The following is an 18889-nucleotide window of genomic DNA, read 5'->3' as shown; positions in this document are numbered from 1 at the left end:
GTAGATATTTGCATTCAACCAGTGATTCCTAGTGCTTATGAACAAGTAGTCGCTGATTAATTAACTTATTTGCTAATAACCGTTGAAAAAACTAATCAATATAGCCTTTTTGTGCTTGACCTATTTGTTATTTTTTTCTTTTGTATTGCGGGCTCAGGATGTAACTAGTGCACAGCAAGCGAAAGCAGATTCACTCCGCTTACCTTATAAATTTAGGGATTATCCCTTTTTGAATATACAGCAGTCTTATCGTCCTATTAGCCTTGGCCAACCCAATAATGTATTCAGGGAGATTGTCTATGATACGGATTCACGACAGTATATTATTCGCGAGAAACTCGGTGGAAAAATGTATAGACCCCCGCTATACCTGTCGATTGAGGAGTATAAAGATTATGAATTTAAGCGTTTAGAGAAAAATTACTGGGAGGAGCTTGCCGAAAAGTCGTTGATGGAGGAGCGTGCGCGTCGTCTTATTCCTATTATAGAGGTGACGAGCCCTACTTTTCAAAAGATATTTGGCGGGAATACCATTGAAATTACGCCGCGCGGAAGTGCTGAGATCATCTTGCAGGGGCAACGTAATACTAACGAGAACCCGATGTTTAATGAGATTCAACGAGAGCAATGGGGATTTGACTTTGACCAAAATATTAACTTGAATTTAAGTGGTAAAATCGGTGAACGGGTTAAACTTAATGCTAATTTCAATTCCCGCGCACAGTTTGATTTCGAGAATCAGATACGATTTGACTATGTTGCCAAGGATGATGCTATTTTACGAAGGCTGGAGGTGGGTAATGTAAACATGGCCTTAAATAGCACCTTAATACAGGGATCTGAATCCTTATTTGGGGTGAAAGCGCAGTTGCAATTTGGTAAGTTGATGTTTACAGGGTTAGTTTCGCAGCAACGGTCAAGACAGAAAGAATTTACGATTACGAATGGCTCTCGTGATACTGAAATTGAATTGAATTTGGATGAATACGAAGCCAATCAACACTATTTTTTAAGTCAATATTTTCGAGATACCTATAATCAGGCACTTGCCCTGGCACCATTGGTTTCCTCGAACGTGAATATCACGCAGATTGAAGTTTGGGTAAACAATCGTTCCAATAGTTATGATGATGCCCGGGATATTTTGGCGTTGTTGGATCTCGGTGAATATACGCCGTATAATAATTTAGTTTCGAGAGGTTCGTCTCGTAATCCTTCTACAGGTATTCCAGGGGAAGTTAATCCGCGATTGTCGAATAATTTATTGACGTTGCTTGGCGAGAATGCACGATCATCTAATAGTAATTTTGTACAGAGTTTTTTTGCTGGAACCGGGGCCAACAACAATTATGAGAAGCTGACTTATGCGCGGAAGTTGGTTCAAGGAAAGGATTATTTCCTACATCCAAAATTGGGCTATATTTCTTTGTTAACGGCTCTGAATCAAGATCAGGTCTTATCGGTTGCCTACCGTTATATATTGAATGGCGTGGAATATCAAGTGGGGGAGTTTAGCACGGATATCCCCGTTGCTCCCTCGGATCCAACGGTACTTTATACCAAATTGCTCAAGGCATCTACCTTAAAGACGGACTTGCCGCTTTGGGATTTGATGATGAAGAATGTGTATTCCCTAAATTCTTATAATATTTCAAATAGCAATTTTCAATTACAGATCTATCGTACGGAGGACGAAACAGGAACAGATCGGGTTTCGATGTTTGAGGGGCAGAATACGCAAGGGAAAACATGGCTTCAGGTATTGGGATTGGATCGGCTCGACCAAGTGCAGGCGGCAAACCCCGATGGTCTTTTTGATTATATTGAAGGCATTACAATCGATGCTGCACGCGGCAAAATTATTTTTCCGCTTGTGGAGCCTTTTGGTGACGATTTGACAGCGCAGTTTGAAACCAATGAATCTGCACTTGCCGAGAAATATGCTTTTCATGAACTGTATTCGGAAACGCAGGTAGATGCGCAACAGAATTACCCGAATAAAAATCGATATAAGATGCGCGGGCGGTATAGCTCAACCTCTGGTACAGAGTTTCAATTGGAGGCGTTCAATATACAAGCGGGGTCTGTACGGGTAATGGCGGGAGGAATGCAGCTGGAAGAGGGAACAGATTTTTATATCAATTATGAACTTGGAACGCTTCGTATATTGAATGAGGCCATGGTGATGAGTGGAGTGCCAATCACCGTGAGTATGGAGGACGATGCGATGTTTGGGTTACAGCAGAAGACGCTGCTAGGCGGGCGGTTTGATTATACTGTAAACGAGAAGTTGCATGTGGGGGCAACGATCATGAACCTAACGGAGAAGCCTTTAACTGAAAAAGTGAACATTGGACAAGAACCTATGTCGAATACGATGATTGGTGCAGATATCAGCTATAATAGTCCTTCCCGTTGGTTGACGCGCATGGTGGATAAGCTTCCTTTTTTAAGCACAAAAGAAGAATCCCGTATTTCCTTTTATGGGGAATTTGCTCAACTTCTTCCGGGGCATCCACGAGGCTTGAATACAGCGAACAGTACAGCTGGAACATCGTATATTGATGATTTTGAAAATAGCGTTTCCTATATTGATATCTTAGGTCGTAATGCATGGCAAATTGCGGGAACGCCGCGTATGTTTGCCGAATCTGATTTGACAAATGAGTTGCGTTATGGGTTTAACCGATCTTTATTGGCTTACTATAATATCGATCCTGTGTTTTATAATCGTAGTTCACTGACTCCTACTAATATTACCAATACAGAACTTTCGAACCATCGGGTGCGGGAGGTTTTGGAGAAGGAAATTTTTCCTTATAAGGAGAGCCGTACGGGAGGTGCTATATTTATTAATACCCTCAATCTTGCTTTTTATCCCATGTTGCGCGGGCCTTACAATTATGCGACAACAGGATTGAACAGCGATGGACATTTTACGGCACCGAAAACGAAATGGGGTGGGATTTTCAGAAAGCTTGATCAGACGGATTTTGAAGCCGAAAATATAGAGTTTTTGGAGATGTGGATGATGGATCCGACGTTGACGAATCCGAATAAGGAAGGCGGGGATATTTATTTCAATTTAGGTAATATATCGGAGGATGTCTTAAAAGATGGAAGGAAATCGCTGGAAAACGCGATTCCTTTAACTGCGGATCTTTCACAAATCGATCAAACGAATTGGGGTTACGTTGTAAAAAATCAACCTGTTGTGCAGGCTTTCGATAATGATAATGCGAACCGTTTAAAACAGGATGTGGGATTGGATGGTTTGAGTAATGCCGAGGAAGCTACCTTTTTCGGTCAATTCCTGTCGCAGGTTCAGGGGGTACTTTCTGCTTCGGCTTTCAACAAGTTGCGGAATGACCCGTCGTCTGATGATTACCAATACTTCCGCGCTAGTACATTGGAACAGCAATCTGCTGGTATTATGGATCGTTACCAGTATTATAATGGAATTGAAGGCAATTCCCGCACCAATGAACAATCTCAAATTGATTTCGGAGTGGAAACCTCTGCAAACACCTTATTGCCGGATGGTGAAGATTTAAACCGCGATAATACCATGAATGAAATAGACGAGTATTACCAATACCGTCTGTCTACCCGGCCGCAAGATATGGTTGTTGGCGAGAATTTTATTGTTGATGAGGTCATTTCTGACGTCAAACTGGCAAACGGAAATACGGAATCGGTAAAATGGTATAAGATTCGGATACCCTTGAACGAATATGAAAGTAAGTATGGGGATGTTGGTAATTTTAAAACGATCCGTTATGTACGGATGTTTATGACCAATTATGCAGATACAGCTGTGGTGCGCTTTGGGAAACTCCAGTTTATTCGTGGCGAGTGGCGGAAATACAACAGTGAGAATTCGGCAAATAAAGTTATTGTGGACCCTAGCATGGGAATTGTTGCTTCTGATAACTCCGAGTTCAATATTGCGAATGTCAATATAGAAGAAAACGGCACGCGGAGCCCTATTCCTTATGTTGTTCCTCCTGGGATAAACAGACAGGTAGACTGGAGTAACAATAATTACAATGTACAGCTCAATGAACAAGCGTTGAGCTTGGATGTGAAGAACTTGCGCGATGGCTATGGACGTGCAGCCTACCGTACGGCGAGCCATGATTTTAGACCTTACGGTAATCTGGAAATGTTTGTGCATGGCGAAGGTGCAAATCTCCAGGACGGGGATTTTCGGGCGTTTATTCGCGTAGGTACGGATAATAAAGACAACTTTTATGAATATGATATTCCTTTAAAAATTACGTCTTATGGTACAAGCTCTGCAGATCTGATCTGGCCTGAAGAGAACCGCATGCTGATTAAGATCGATAAGCTGAAAGCCGCTAAGGTGGCGCGGGATGCTGCTTTTCTGAATGGGGCACCTTGGCCAATAGATATACCTTATGCGTATTTTGATGGTGATGCGAAGATAACGGTAATCGGAACTCCCGATATCAGTAAAATACGGTATTATATGATTGGGGTTCGAAATCCGTTGGAAGGGTCAACTACGGCGACAGTGCGTGATGATGGCCGGGATTTGAGTGGTGAGTTTTGGTTTAACGAGTTGCGTTTAACAGATTTTGATGATCGTGGCGGATGGGCAGCAACAGCACGTATGGATATTAAACTTGCAGATTTTGCTAATATTTCGTTTTCAGGTACAAAGAGTACAATTGGATTTGGAACAATTTCGCAAACTTTAAATGAGCGGCAGCGCTCGGATAATTTGTTTTTCGATGTAACTACGAATGCGGAGTTAGGTAAGTTTTTTCATCCTCGACATGGAATTGCGATTCCTTTCTTTTTCAACTATTCCCGTCAAGTGGCGACCCCTGAATATAACCCTTATAATCCGGATATTGAGCTGAATACAGCATTGGCGACGTTGTCTGCCAATCAGCAAGACTCGCTTTTAAGGTTGGTGCGGGACTTGACTACACGTAAGTCGTTTAGCTTTATGAATGTTCGTAAAATCCGTACAAATAATAGCAAGACTGTGCGTCCATGGGATATTGAGAACTTTGCAGTGTCTTATGCTTATTCGTCTTATCAGCATTACGATTACAACATTGCGAATTCTATTCAAAAGAATTATCGCGCAGCGTTGGACTATAATTTTAGTAATACGAATGTGAAGTTCATCGAGCCATTCAAAGGGTTGAAATCAAAAAATCTGGCAATACTCCGTGATATTAATTTTAATTTGATGCCTTCCCTGATCAATTTTAGGATTGACGTGAATCGTGTCTATAATGAAAATACGATGCGTGATAATACATCGGATAATGTGTTACCGACGTATTATAATAAGAATTTCAATATGAGCCGGATTTATGGGATAAGTTGGGATTTGACGAAATCTTTGCGGTTAGATTTTAATGCGACAAATTATAGTATTATTGATGAACCTGCTGGTAGGATAAATGGGCTGGCACAAGATACGATGTGGTCTAATTTTTGGAAAATGGGCCGTACAACGGATTATAACCATATGATGAACATTACCTATACGCTGCCTATCAATAAGATTCCTTACTTGGAATGGGTAAATATTGTCACGCGTTATGGAACACAGTTTAACTGGCAGAGTGAACCGCTATTGACGCTTCAAGATGATAATATCAACATTGGAAATAGCATACAGAACAATCGAACGATCCAGATCAACCCGACATTGAATTTAAGTAGCCTGTACAATAAGATTCGCTTTTTTAGGGAGAATACGAGAAGGGATGCGAAAGGGTCAAAAGCTATTGTTGCACAGTTGCTGTCTTCTGTTCGTAACGTGAATGGTGCTTACACGAAAAATGAAGGACAGTTTCTCCCGGGGTATTTGCCACAAACCAATATATTGGGGTACGATTTTGATTCGAATTCGCCAGGATGGGGATTTATTTTAGGAAGTCAGTCTAGTATTTTAAATAAGGCCATTGCCAATAATTGGCTCTCTCAAGATACATTGCAAACGAGCTTGTATACGAAGACCTATGCGGAGAACTTTTCTATGACAGCTAATTTGGAGCCTTTTAAGGGTTTGCGTATTCATCTGTCATTTAGCCGAATTGACAATTATAATTATTCGGCAGCTACGCAATTTACAGCAGAAGGTTTGTTAGAGAGTATTACGCCCTACCGTACGGGTAACTATAGTATCACCCAGATTGCCATTCAATCGGCATTTAAAAATCATGGGGAGCTTTTCAGACGTTTTGAGGAGAGTAGACTGACGGCCTCCCTTTTATTATCGGCTAAAAATCCAAATGCTACAAGTTTCTTAGATGCGGATATGTTTGCCGATGGTTATGGAAAGTCGCAACAGGATGTGGTGGTGAATTCGTTTCTGGCGACTTACCTAGGTAAGGATGTCGAAAAAAGCCGTCTAAATAATTTACCTAAATTTCCATTGCCCAATTGGCGGCTTACGTATAATCAATTGGCTAATTTGTTGCAGATAACGGATTTTATTACGTCGATAGGCATCTCGCATGCGTACAATTCCCTGTATTCTATTAGTGGGTATAATTCGGTATTACGCTACAAGGAGACCGATGGGATGCCTTCTGAACGCGATGTGAATACTAATTTTCTGCCGGAATTTCAATACGATCAGGTGTCAATTTTGGATCAGTTTATTCCATTGATAGGGATGGATGTACGTTTTGCAAATAGTTTATCTGGTAACGGCGAGATCAGACGTATCCGAAATTTGAATTTTAGTTTGGCGAATAGTCAGATGTCCATGTTGACCGAGAATTCTTTTGTATTTGGTGTGGGCTACCGAAAGAATAACGTTCGTTTGCCTTTTGGTTTATTTAGTGATCGAAAGTGGAATAGCGATATCAATTTTAAACTTGATGTAGCGGTCAATGACCGAAAGACAATTGTTTATCGTTCGGATCTGAACTCGGCAGAGGTGTCTGCTGGAAATAAAAGTATAAGTTTTAACCCTACTTTGGATTATGTAATCAATCAGCAGTACAACATTCAGTTTTTTTACAATTCCAACGTGGTTCGTCCTTATACTTCACAGAGTTTTGCAACCTCCTACACTAATTTTGGTATTAACTTTCGGATATTTTTCCGATAGGTTAAGTTACTGTCTTTTGGAAGGTCCTTCGTAATGCATTTATGAAGGACCTTTTCATTACCAAATTCAGGACATATTTTCTAACTTGCGAGGTACAAGAAATGAAATAGTATGGCACAGATTGAACGACTAAAAGCTATTCGGGAAGCGATGAAAACACAAGGGATTGATGCATATATCATTCCTTCTTCGGATCCTCATATCAGCGAATATTTACCAGAGCGATATAAGTGTATTGCATGGGCCTCAGGTTTTACCGGCTCTGCAGGTACATTGGCTATCACACAAGATTTTGCGGGGCTATGGACGGACTCTCGTTATTTTGTGCAGGCGGTGGAACAATTGCAGGATACAGGCTTTGAACTTGTTAAGTTAAAAAACCAGGGGGCTGCCGAATATGCTTTTTGGCTAGCGGAGGTTCTTCCTGCAGGAAGTAAGGTGGCCTTTGATGGTAACTTGGCTTCCTTGTCTGTTGCACAGTCGGTGAAAGGAGCGTTGGAACCTGTAGGTGTTATGGTAGATGGGCATGTCGATATTTTAGAACATGTGTGGGAGCAAAGGCCTTTATTACCTACCGCTGGGGCATACCTTTTAGATGAATCACTGGTCGGTGAGTCTACGGTTGGTAAGATTGCGCGGGTTAAGGAACGCCTGAAGGCTAAACGTGCGGATGCGCATCTGATTTCCTCCTTGGACGATCTGGCTTGGGTACTCAATATACGGGGGAATGATGTGAAGTGTAATCCTGTTGTTTTGGGATTTTTGTTGATAGCAGAGGAGCACACGACTCTTTTTATTGATGTAAATAAGCTTGGAGCGGAGGAACAGCTTCAACTGACGGCAGCAGATGTGTTTATTAGACCTTATGCAGAGGCTTTCCAAGCAGTGCGTGATGTGAAAGCCGATCGTATATGGATAGATCCGAAAAGAACATGTTTTGCGATGTATGATGCTATTCCAGCTTCAGTTGATATTGTGGAGGATATTAATCCTTCTACACATTTAAAAGCAATTAAGAATGAGGTGGAAATAGGGCATACACGCCAAGCGATGATAAAAGATGGTGTCGCAATGACGCGGTTCTTTAAGTGGGTGGAGGAGCAGGTTTCACATGAAAATTTAACAGAAATTTCAATCGCAGAAAAATTGGAAGCCCTGCGTGCCGAGGGGGACGGTTTTGTGGATATTTCTTTTGATACGATTGCCGGATACTTGGAACACGGTGCTCTTCCGCATTATAAAGCGACACTGTCAAACGATGCTACACTTTATCCGAGGGGTTTGTTGCTTGTGGATTCGGGTGGACAGTATAAAGATGGGACAACAGATATTACGCGTGTGGTTTCCCTTGGTGAGATTACGGCTGCTGAGAAAGAAGATTATACCTTGGTGTTGAAAGCAACTATTGAGGGGTCTTTGGCTGTTTTTCCTAAAGGTACGCGAGGGTATCAGATTGATGCAATAACGCGTCGGCCGTTGTGGGAATCAAGAAGAAATTATGGACATGGAACTGGGCATGGGGTTGGATTTTTCCTTAATGTACACGAAGGTCCGCATACATTTAATCCGTCTAATGTCGATATTCCGGTAGAACCGGGGATGATTACTTCTATCGAACCGGGATTGTATCGGGAAGGAAATTATGGTATCCGAATTGAAAATCTCGTGTTAAGCAAGGTCTTGGACTCGAATCAATTTGGCGAATTTATGCATTTTGAGACGCTTACACTTTGTTATATAGCGACGGATTTGGTGGAGAAATCGTTACTGGATCAAAAACATGTGGATTGGTTGAATCGTTATAATGCTTGGGTATTTGAAGTGTTATCCGTTCATTTGATGACCGAAGAATGCGCGTGGCTGGAACAAAAAACGAAAGCAATTTAAATTAGGAAAGGGCTGTCATTAAAAGTGATCAGCCCTTCTTTTTAAGAACGTTCTTTTTACGTTCTGATTGGCAGCTTTTAAGGATTGAAGGCTGCAATTATACCTACTGGATTTAAGTTTATATCGTTTATAAGGATACTGTAGTTTGTGTTTTTATTAAGGTAAAGTACGGCACATACGGTGATAATGCTGTCGTATTGTTGTCCTTTACTGTCGAACGTTAGTGTTTCGGATGTGTTGATCGCCTCGTTATTGGTCGACATATCAATATCAATTTCATGTGTTCCTAAACTTTCAAAATATTGCCTTCCGAAGTTAAATCCTATTGTCTCAAATCGAAGGTTGATATGGCTACAATTCTTTGGACGAAACAGATTTGTATGTTTATTAAAACGGGGAAGGTTTATTGTAACCAGCCCTTTTTCAAAGGAAACCTGCGGATCAAAATACAGTGCATCGTAGATGTGTGACTGCTCGTTAAATTGAAAGCCTACTAATCGGTTGATGTTGCCATTTTTGATACGTAGGTCACCCATATCGGCCGTACCATTGGCTCGTAAAACACGTTGAAGGTACTTAACGAGCCACGTGTGCATCAGTCCATCATGCATTTTTTGATGGGCAAGGATAAAGGCCTGACGTATCATGGCGCCGGCTTTGCTTGCTTTGCCAAAGTCGGAAGCTGCTGCTTTTGTCCATTGTGTTTGTCGTGTTTTGTGACTTGATTTTGTTTGGACAATGTTTTGATTGCCCACTTTTCTGTTGACCAGATTTCCAATCTGTCCACGGAAGAAACCGTTTTCAATAACTGCCATAAGATTAAATATACGTATGTATTTTGTTGAAAAACAACGTTTTGTTTATTTTTGCGAATTTTAAAATAACTGTCCGAGCTGCATTTTTAAAATTGAAAAATGCAGTACAAGACGATTATGAAAATGGCAATAGATCTGCATTTGCCTTTATGGTGCGTTTGATGGCAGGGTATCTATTTTAAGGTGTTGTCTAGGACATAGCACTAGTATTGATACTGTTGTGCAAGTATATGTGTGGGAGATGTGATGCTGGTTTGTCTGACGTGGTAGGTAGGAAAACTCGGACTCGACTCGGACTTAACACGGACGGGGGACGGATGTATAGGCTTTAGGGCTAAGCTTATTGTATCCTGATATATAAACGAAAAGCGCCGCCAGAAGTTGTTACTGGCAGCGCTTTTATTTAAAAAATAATATTAGCTTTTCCTTCTTCCTGTATAATATGGTGGAAATGGAAAATCGATAAAAGATTGTTAATCTAGGTGTTCGATAGCTGTAATTGATCCCCCTTCAACTTTTAAACCTCTAGTGGCTGTTGCTGTAGAAGCATCAATTTTGTAGACATAGCTTTCACCAGATGCTAGATTGACTCCGATATATGCCGTTTTACCATCTTTTTTACTGTAGTTATTTCTTTGTGTAAATGATTTTACGTCGGCAGCTTCAGGAAGACCAGATACGATTTTATAGGTTTTGTCTACAACATTGACTGCTGCAATTGTTACAGCAGAGCTATAAGTACCATCCGACTGCTTCTTTTTTGAACTTACAACAAAGTTGTTTTGCCCCACATATGTCCAGTTGATAATATTGTAACCGCCTGATACGTCATGTATGTTGAAGAAATAGTTTTTATCGAATTCTGTTGTTCCAGATGCAATACGTAATATAGCCGATGGGTTTGTAGACGTTATTTTTGTTACACCGTCTACTTTAGAAGTCGCGTTGGCTGCTGAAAATGCATAAATGTCGCCGTTTTCTACTGTGCCTAGTCCGTTGGTGAAGTACTGGCCAATGTAGCTTGTCCGCTCGTCTGTAAATACTTTTTCAAGTGTCATGTCTGGATAAGAAAATACGGCTACCCAAGCTTTGTTAGGATATGCTGTGGTAAAAGCCGAACTTTCGATAGAAAAGAATGGAGCATATACTTTGTTGCCAACTTGTGTTAACCAGCTAAAGTATCCTATTTCACCATTATTTGCTAATGAGAGTGCATTTATGGAACCTTCGCCTACTATTGATAAGCTATTTGTACTAACTCTATACCAATAGTGCGTAGGAGAAGCTATGTTTCTAGATAGTTTTGTCATTAACACATCTTCGTTGACCGCTGCGAAAGCAGCCACTGTCTCCGTCTGAAAATCTGTTAATTTTTTCAGTTTTCCATCAGTTAGATTATAGGCTGTAACAGCACCTGGATTTCCCTGGCCATAAAGGAAGCTAAAGAATTTATTATTTGTTGTTAAGTAGTAACGATAGGTACCATCTTGTTCTATACCATTTCCGATAATGGATACAGTTCCTTGGTCTAAACTGCTTGATGTCAGTAGGTAGTCTGCGACACCTGTACTTGCAATAGGGGTTACTGCTACAACATATTTCCCAGTTTCTGTACTGTCGACAGGATCTGGAGTAACGTTGTTATTTTCACTTTTAGAACATGCTGAAAATAATATTGCAGCAGCTAACGTTGCAAAAATTGATCTTTTTTTCATATCAAATTAAGAATTATTGTTTATTTAAAAAATAGCGTAAGTTTAGATAGAATCCTCGGCTTGGCTTTTGCAAGCTGAAATTGTCGACTAGACGATTATCACTCAAGTTTTTGCCCTCAAACGCTATATTGTAGCGCCCATTTGCAATGGAATACACGATATTAGCATCGAGGCTGAGTTGTGTAGGAATTCCTTTTTTTGAATTATCCTGTAGTCCAAGAGCTGGCCAGTATAGCCAAAAATCCCGTACAAATAACATGTTTCCTCCTATAGTGAGTTTGTTGTTTTTAGCACCAAAGTTTGGTATAATAACGGATGCATCGATATTTCCGAATAGATTTGGAATATTTGGCATGTCAAATCCATAAAGAGGACTTCGTCCCGTATAACCCGGTTCTATCTCTTGTAGATTTATAACTTTTTGATAAGTCATATTAACGCCTGCTGTTAGCCAACGTTTGTGAGAATACCGTAAATCGATGTCACCTCCTGAAGATCTAACACCATCTCTGTTATCGGAGATATATTTCGTTTGGTTATTATTAAGGCGCTGGTAAATAAAATCGTCTGCTTGACGGAAAAAGCCATTCGCCATCAGGGCAAATCGATTATCATTATTTATCGCGAAATCATATAGAACCCCCAAGTTGAAGTTATTGCTGCTCTCTGGTTTCAAACTGGGGTTACCTTCATAATTTTCCACATCACCAAATAGTTCTACGGGGGTGGGCATTTTAGTGGTTAATTCGTAGGAGGCTTTTAGCTGTAAGTCGGGAATCACGTAATAGGATGCTGCTAAACCATAACCTAATCTTGATATATTTTTTTTCTGTTCATCAGCACCAACCACATTATGCTGGTTATAATGTTTCAAAAAAGCATTTAAACTAAAATTGTCTTTTACATCATATTGATATCCTAATGATAAGACGTTTTTTTGACTCAGCTGTTCCCGTTCATTGGCCGCATTTTGTGGATTAACTTCATCACTTCCGCTCCGACTATAATTGCTGAATACGTCTGTTAAGGATACGCTTTGTTTTTTTGATAATTGGTAGTTCAATATGGCATTGAGAATGCCTTCATTGTTTTTGTATTTATACATCGAATACGATCGCTCGCCACCATTGCCATCGAGAGGCTTTTTATTGCCATACCAGTCAAACCTAGCATGAAGCGTGTCAATGTTTTGGTCAGATCCTAGATTGATGTTCCCGTTCACGATTAAGTCAAGTCCTTTGACGAATAGATCGGATTTTTTATACTTTAATGTAGGCATTACTGTATTTGCTCGTCTATGCCAACCACCAAATACGGATACCATACGGGCTCCTGTTTGAATTTCTTTGTAACTTTTTCCCAATACGACACCGATAAGAAGTTTATCTGCATAAGGTTTATTTACAACACCGATATTTGCAATGAGGGATTCATTATGATAAGTGTCGTGGAATCTCCTGAGCCTCACTCCTTCCTGGTACACACCGGTATTGATATCTGCTACGTCTACGGTAACTTTATAATTGTTGTCTGAGTAGTTCTGAAAGGCATTTAATTGAAAGTACAGTCCTTTTTTTGTGGTATGAGCCATGTTAATAACGGTACGGTGTGTATTGAAAGAGCCAAAGGAATAAGAAGCATCGATGTAGCTATTCATCCGATCTCCAGTGACAATATTGACGGCGCCTCCTAGGGCATCTGAGCCTAACCAAACGGGGACTACTCCTTTGTAAATTTCTATTCTCTCAGCGATATTGATCGGAATATTGTTGATTTGGAATGCTTCTCCGAAATTTTCCATTGGAATCCCATCGATAAAGTAGCGGATTTGATCGCCATTGAATCCGTTGAGCATAAGGTTGAAATTGGATCCGACTCCACCAGACTCTCTAACGCGTACACCTGCAACGCGGTCCAATGCGCTGGATATGTCCATAGTTGTATTGTATAGTTTAGTCGCATCTACAGCAGTGACGTTGAAAGCCTGTCTGTTAACTTCCTGGGCTTTTGTACGTCCCACAACTGTTACATCCTCAATGGTTTGGTCGTCTTTTTCCAAATTTATAACGATATTATTAGTGGTTGTATTTAGAGAAATACGTTGTCTATTTTTTTTAAAACCTATTGCTGATACTTCAATGTTTATGGTTTTATCGGATTGTGATGAGAAAGAGAATGCGCCTTTTTCATCACTGGTGTATACGTCTTCGCCAATGCGGATTGTTGCTGCAGCAACAGGCTCTTGTGCACTTAAGACACGTCCCTGATAAGTTTTGGAATTTTGTTGTGCTATCGTGGAAAAAAATGACAGCAACATGCAGATAGTTAGAAAAAAAGTACTATTTTGTTTCATCTTTTAATGGTAATGCGTTAGAAAGTGACTACGTGTTAAACGTAGTGAGTTGGCTAGTCTAATTGCCGTTAGGCTAGCTTATGCGTCATAGCTGAATTGCCGTTCGCTATGACGTTTTTTATTATGCTGAATTCATTTTTATGCCATTTTACGGTTTGGATTTTCTTCTATGTGCTTCATCGGTTGCCGCCGACAGGCTCATTCTACACTAATCTTTTATTTAGATTTAGTATAAACAATGCAAATGTACAGTTCTATTCGACATGCTCCAAATAATTTAGAAGGAATCTAAAGAATTCTAAGGCAATTTATTTTTGAATTAGCGTTGTGATACCAGTTGTATCAAGCCTTAGCGGGACAAACTTGTTCGAGTTCCATTCAAAAAAAATAATAAGTATGTTTACGTCTCTCGTTGGATACGAATTTTTTATTCGGATGAATTGATCGGATGCTGTTATTTTTTTTGAATCCAGATGCGGTTAAACCAAAGTTGTTGATTGCCATGTGATTGAAACAGGACTTTGTGTTTTCCTGCGTGATGGATCTGGATTTCTCCGATCAACTGATCAACAAACTCATCTGTGTAATTGTTTTCATTAGGTTCCACAACTATTTTTCCGTTGGGAGTTAGGCTGCCATTAAGGTGTTCTCCATTTATTTGAATGGTGATAGGGACAATATCGTCCGTAGGATTGTGAGCCGAAAGATCAACGCTGTAGATTCCTGCTTCTGGAAAATAAACTTCCCAACTCACTTTTTCTCCCTTTGTTTGGATGTGATTTGGCCGTTTTCCATCATAGGTAAAAATATGAATGTCGTTCGGACTGATTTTATTTTCCGTATTCAGGGCAAATCCAGCAAATGTCGACTCTGTTACAATCTCTTCCTCTAATAGAATGGTATCGTAATCTAGTTTGACAACAGAAACAAAAGGATCGCTCTGTTTACTTGGGAGTTGAATATGTGTCAATGGGCCATTTTGCTGATAGCGTAGCGGAATATGTTGGTTGCTTGCTAGCAATTCTACAGATTTTGGTTTGCTCTTTATGCCGGATACGCGTAGTATACTATCGAGAGGCCAATTAAAAATATGGAGATATACTGTATTCTGATCCTTTTTTCGGGTTATTGTTCCCCAGTCGTGTCGTTGTATTCTTTGCGTTAATCCTGTGTTGTTATAAATCGCTTCTCCATATTTGTTGAGCCAATCTCCGATTTGATGTAAGCGCTCACTGGTTTCAAAAGGTATAGATCCATCCGCACGAGGACCTATATTAAGGGTGACCCCCCCATTCAATGCGACGTTGCTGATTAAGGATTCGAAAAGCTGGCTGGTAGACTTCCATTCTTTTTCTTGTCCGTTATAGCCCCAAGAGTGCGCTATGGTTCCCGGTGTCTCCCAAGGGTGTGTTAGGTAGTTTGATCCAAATTGATTGTCGCCTAAGGTCTCAAAGTCTACGTATTTTGCATCGGTTGGAAGCCCCAACCGCGAATTGATGAGGCAATTGGGCTGGAGCTCGCGAATGAGTGCGACAGCTTGTTCCAGTTGTTCGCGTTTAAATATGGTATTTTGGTAGGGGATCCACATATCGAACCACATAAGTGCAATATCTCCGTAATTTGTTAATAGTTCACGAAGTTGGGGGAGTGCCTTTTCTTGCCAATATTGATTGAATTGTTCGTCCGTTACGTGCCCGGTTAGCTCTTGGTTGTGATCCCAAGCATAGGGATGCTCCCAGTCTATCCAGTGAGAATAGTAAAAACCTAATTTCATTCCGTGTTTTCTACAGGCTTCGGCAATTTCTTTAATTACATCGCGGTTTGATCCCGATAATTTAGGGAGGGAATAATCTCCGACGTGGGTGTCCCAAAGGGCAACACCGTCATGATGTTTGGATGTGATGATAATGTATTTCATGCCAGCCTGCTTTGCTAGAAGCACCCATTGTTCGGGGTCTATGCTGTCCCATACAAAACGTTTTGCAAGTTCGCCATATTCATCTTTGGATATGCGGTTACGGTATCGGATCCATTCCGCGTAGTTGTTCATATACCGGAGCTTTTCTCCTTTCCATATTCCTTCCGCTGCGCTGTAAAGTCCCCAATGTATGAACATGCCAAAGCGGGCTTCTTCAAACCATTCGGATCGTTTTTCTTGCGCTTGTGTTATGGAACATACAGTGAGGTAGGCAACCAAGATGAGCAGTAAGGAGATGCGTTTTGTCTTCATGCGTTTATAGTGCTGTGTTAGGTCTGTCAAAAATAAATGTTGGTTCTATTTTCTTCTAGTATATAGCTTGTGACAAGCTAATATAGTCATATCTTTTGAAATCAAGATGTAAGGCAATTTTCTATATTAGCGGAGCGTGTTGAACGGAAATTGTTTTTCGTCGCTGCTAGGGGGAGCAGACCGTCTGGAAAATGACGATGTTGAGATCATTTTGTGTAAAAAAGGTGGGATAGTCTTTATTTTAATTGCTAAAACGTTAATTTAGTGAACTGATTGTATTTGCTTCTTGTTGACACGAATTGGAAATAGTGATCAAAATATTCTGATAAATTATAAAATTATATATGATAGCAGTAGGAAGCTTCGTGCAGAAGCTCGCAATTTTCGGAGGAGGTTTATTGACAATGGCCTCTTGTAGTGTGGGGACTGGATCTGTTCATTCAGATTCTTTGACGCGTTATGTAGATCCCTATATTGGTACGGGAGGACATGGACACGTCTTTGTTGGTGCAAATGTACCTTATGGAGCTGTACAACTAGGTCCTTCCAATATCTCTACGGGATGGGATTGGGTATCTGGCTATCATATTTCTGATTCGACAATCTTGGGATTTGCGCATCAGCACCTCAGCGGAACCGGTATTGGCGATTTGGGCGATATTGTTTTTCTGCCGTTTACCGGAGATGTTCGATTTGATCGTGGGGAGCAAGGTAAGGAAGAATCTGGCGCATATTCCCTTTTTCAACGCAGCTCGGAGAAGGTTCGACCAGGCTACTATGCTGTCCATTTGGATCGGTTTGATGTAGATGTGGAGTTGACGGCCACAGAACGTGTGGGATTTCATAAATACATTTTCCCTCAAGGAGAAACGGCAAAAGTATTGATCAATTTAGATGCAGGTATTGGCTGGGAAGGAGAAAAAGTTGGGCATCTTGTTGTGGAAAATGATACCGTGGTTTCTGGCTATCGTTACTCGCAAGGCTGGGCAAAAAAACAGAAGATTTTCTTTACAGCTACTTTTTCACAACCGATTGCAGGCTATCGACTGGCTGATAGTACTTCGGTACAAGGAGGAGATAGTATAACGGCTAGACGTACGTATGGTGAGTTTTCCTTTACCAAGGAAGATCAACCTAAGGAAGTTTTGGTTAAAGTAGCAGTCTCCCCGGTAAGCATTGCAAATGCGAAACTGAATATGAAGGAAGAGTTGGCCGGTTGGGATTTTGACGCTACGGAGCAGGCAGCAGACCTTGCTTGGAACAAAGAATTACAAAAAGTAAAAATAGAAACCAAGGATTCTACTGCACGCAAGATCTTTTATACGGCGCTTTATCATACGATGATTGCTCCTTCTTTGTTTAATGATGTGAATGGGGATTACATGGGATCTGATTTTAAACCACATCACTTGGATCAGGGAAACAATTATACTACTTTTTCGCTTTGGGATACCTATCGGGCGGCGCATCCGTTGATGAGTCTTATCCATCGCGACCGATTACCTGATATGGTCAATACCATGTTGCGGATTTATCAGGAACAAGGAAAACTTCCTGTATGGCATTTGGTTGGCAATGAAACGGATTGTATGGTAGGTAATCCTGGGATTATTGTTGTTGCCGACGCTTACCTAAAAGGTGTGACGGGCTTTGATAAGGATTTAGCTTATGAGGCTATGAAGGAATCCGCTATGAAAGATGACCGGGGATTAGACTCCTATAAAAAATACGGTTATGTGCCTTATGACAAAGAGAAAGTAGAGTCGGTAGCAAAGGGATTGGAGTTTGCTATTGCGGATTGGAGTTTAGCACAAGTTGCCAAGCTGCGTGGTGAGGAGAAAGATTATGCTTACTTCTTAAACCGGAGTCAGGCTTACAAACATTATTTCGATAAGGACATTCAGTTTTTGCGGGGAAAGGATTCGAATGGTAAATTTAGACCAGGTCCTTTTGATCCATTTCACTCCGCCCACCTGGCAAATGATTATACCGAAGGAAATGCTTGGCAATATACGTGGTTGGTGCCGCAGGATGTAAACGGATTTATAGGAATGTTTGGTGGAGATAAACCATTTATTCAAAAATTAGATTCTCTATTTGTTGTCTCGGGAGATCTGGGAGAGGAGGCTTCTCCGGATATTAGCGGACTGATCGGGCAATATGCGCATGGGAATGAGCCTAGCCATCATGTTATTTATATGTACAATTATGCTGGAGAACCTTGGAAAGCAGCAGATCGTATCCGTCAAACTTTGGCCACCTTATATACCGATAAAACGGATGGGCTTTCGGGCAACGAAGACGTAGGACAGATGTCAGCTTGGTATGTGCTTTCTTCGTTAGGGTTTTATCAAGTATCTCCAGCAGGCGGTCCTTTTGTGTTCGGTAGCCCGATTTTTGATAAAGCTATCGTGGATGTGGGTGAAGGTAGAAATTTAGAGATTATAGCCAAAAATAATAGTGCAGAGAATAAGTATATTCAATCTGTACGTTTGGACGGTAAGGTATATGATAAGTCTTATATTTCTTACGAAGATATCTTAAAAGGAGGGAAATTAGAGTTTGAGATGGGAAGTACGCCTTCGGCTACGTTTGGTGTCAGTAAGGAAACGAGACCGGTTTCTGTACAATAGGTATGGAAAATGACTTTTATTGGGAAGCGTAAGAAGCGAATTCGAAATAAAAGGGTACAGCTACTGAACAGCGAAGTTGGCCATCTAATAAATCAAGTATGGCGATCTCTCTTATCGTGTAGAGATCGCTATATGTTATAAATAGTTA

Annotated in this window: 7 protein-coding genes; 3 read left to right on the top strand and 4 right to left on the bottom strand. The window is 40.7% G+C overall.

The window, feature by feature from the left end; translation table 11 throughout:
- Window positions 1-82 precede the first annotated feature (82 nt).
- Window positions 83-7108 (top strand): cell surface protein SprA, encoded by a 7026-nt coding sequence (gene sprA, locus ACSZOX_RS15550; protein ID WP_437920990.1) that lies wholly within the window; start codon window positions 83-85, stop codon window positions 7106-7108.
- 111 nt (window positions 7109-7219) lie between these two features.
- Window positions 7220-8995, top strand: a complete 1776-nt coding sequence (locus tag ACSZOX_RS15545; protein ID WP_437920989.1) for an aminopeptidase P family protein — start codon at window positions 7220-7222, stop codon at window positions 8993-8995.
- Between the two features lie 77 nt (window positions 8996-9072).
- On the opposite strand, the gene ACSZOX_RS15540 is transcribed toward ACSZOX_RS15545, so the two are convergent.
- The 4 genes from ACSZOX_RS15540 to ACSZOX_RS15525 form a co-directional block, all read right to left on the bottom strand.
- A complete protein-coding gene (locus ACSZOX_RS15540; protein WP_437920988.1) occupies window positions 9073-9810 on the bottom strand; it encodes a hypothetical protein in 738 nt (245 codons plus the stop codon).
- A 473-nt stretch (window positions 9811-10283) separates the two neighbouring features.
- A complete protein-coding gene (locus ACSZOX_RS15535; RefSeq protein ID WP_437920987.1) occupies window positions 10284-11525 on the bottom strand; it encodes a DUF4374 domain-containing protein in 1242 nt (413 codons plus the stop codon).
- A 13-nt stretch (window positions 11526-11538) separates the two neighbouring features.
- On the bottom strand, window positions 11539-13878 hold the full coding sequence (locus ACSZOX_RS15530) for a TonB-dependent receptor (protein ID WP_437920986.1): 2340 nt from the start codon (window positions 13876-13878) through the stop codon (window positions 11539-11541).
- A gap of 454 nt (window positions 13879-14332) precedes the next feature.
- Window positions 14333-16108 (bottom strand): alpha-L-fucosidase, encoded by a 1776-nt coding sequence (locus ACSZOX_RS15525; protein ID WP_437920985.1) that lies wholly within the window; start codon window positions 16106-16108, stop codon window positions 14333-14335.
- A gap of 344 nt (window positions 16109-16452) precedes the next feature.
- On the opposite strand from ACSZOX_RS15525, the gene ACSZOX_RS15520 reads away from it, so the two are divergent.
- Window positions 16453-18741, top strand: a complete 2289-nt coding sequence (locus ACSZOX_RS15520) for a GH92 family glycosyl hydrolase (RefSeq protein ID WP_437920984.1) — start codon at window positions 16453-16455, stop codon at window positions 18739-18741.
- Window positions 18742-18889 lie beyond the last annotated feature (148 nt).

This window comes from Sphingobacterium sp. LRF_L2, from assembly GCF_965644235.1.
Lineage (GTDB): Bacteria > Bacteroidota > Bacteroidia > Sphingobacteriales > Sphingobacteriaceae > Sphingobacterium.
This window is presented reverse-complemented; position numbering and strand designations above follow the sequence as displayed.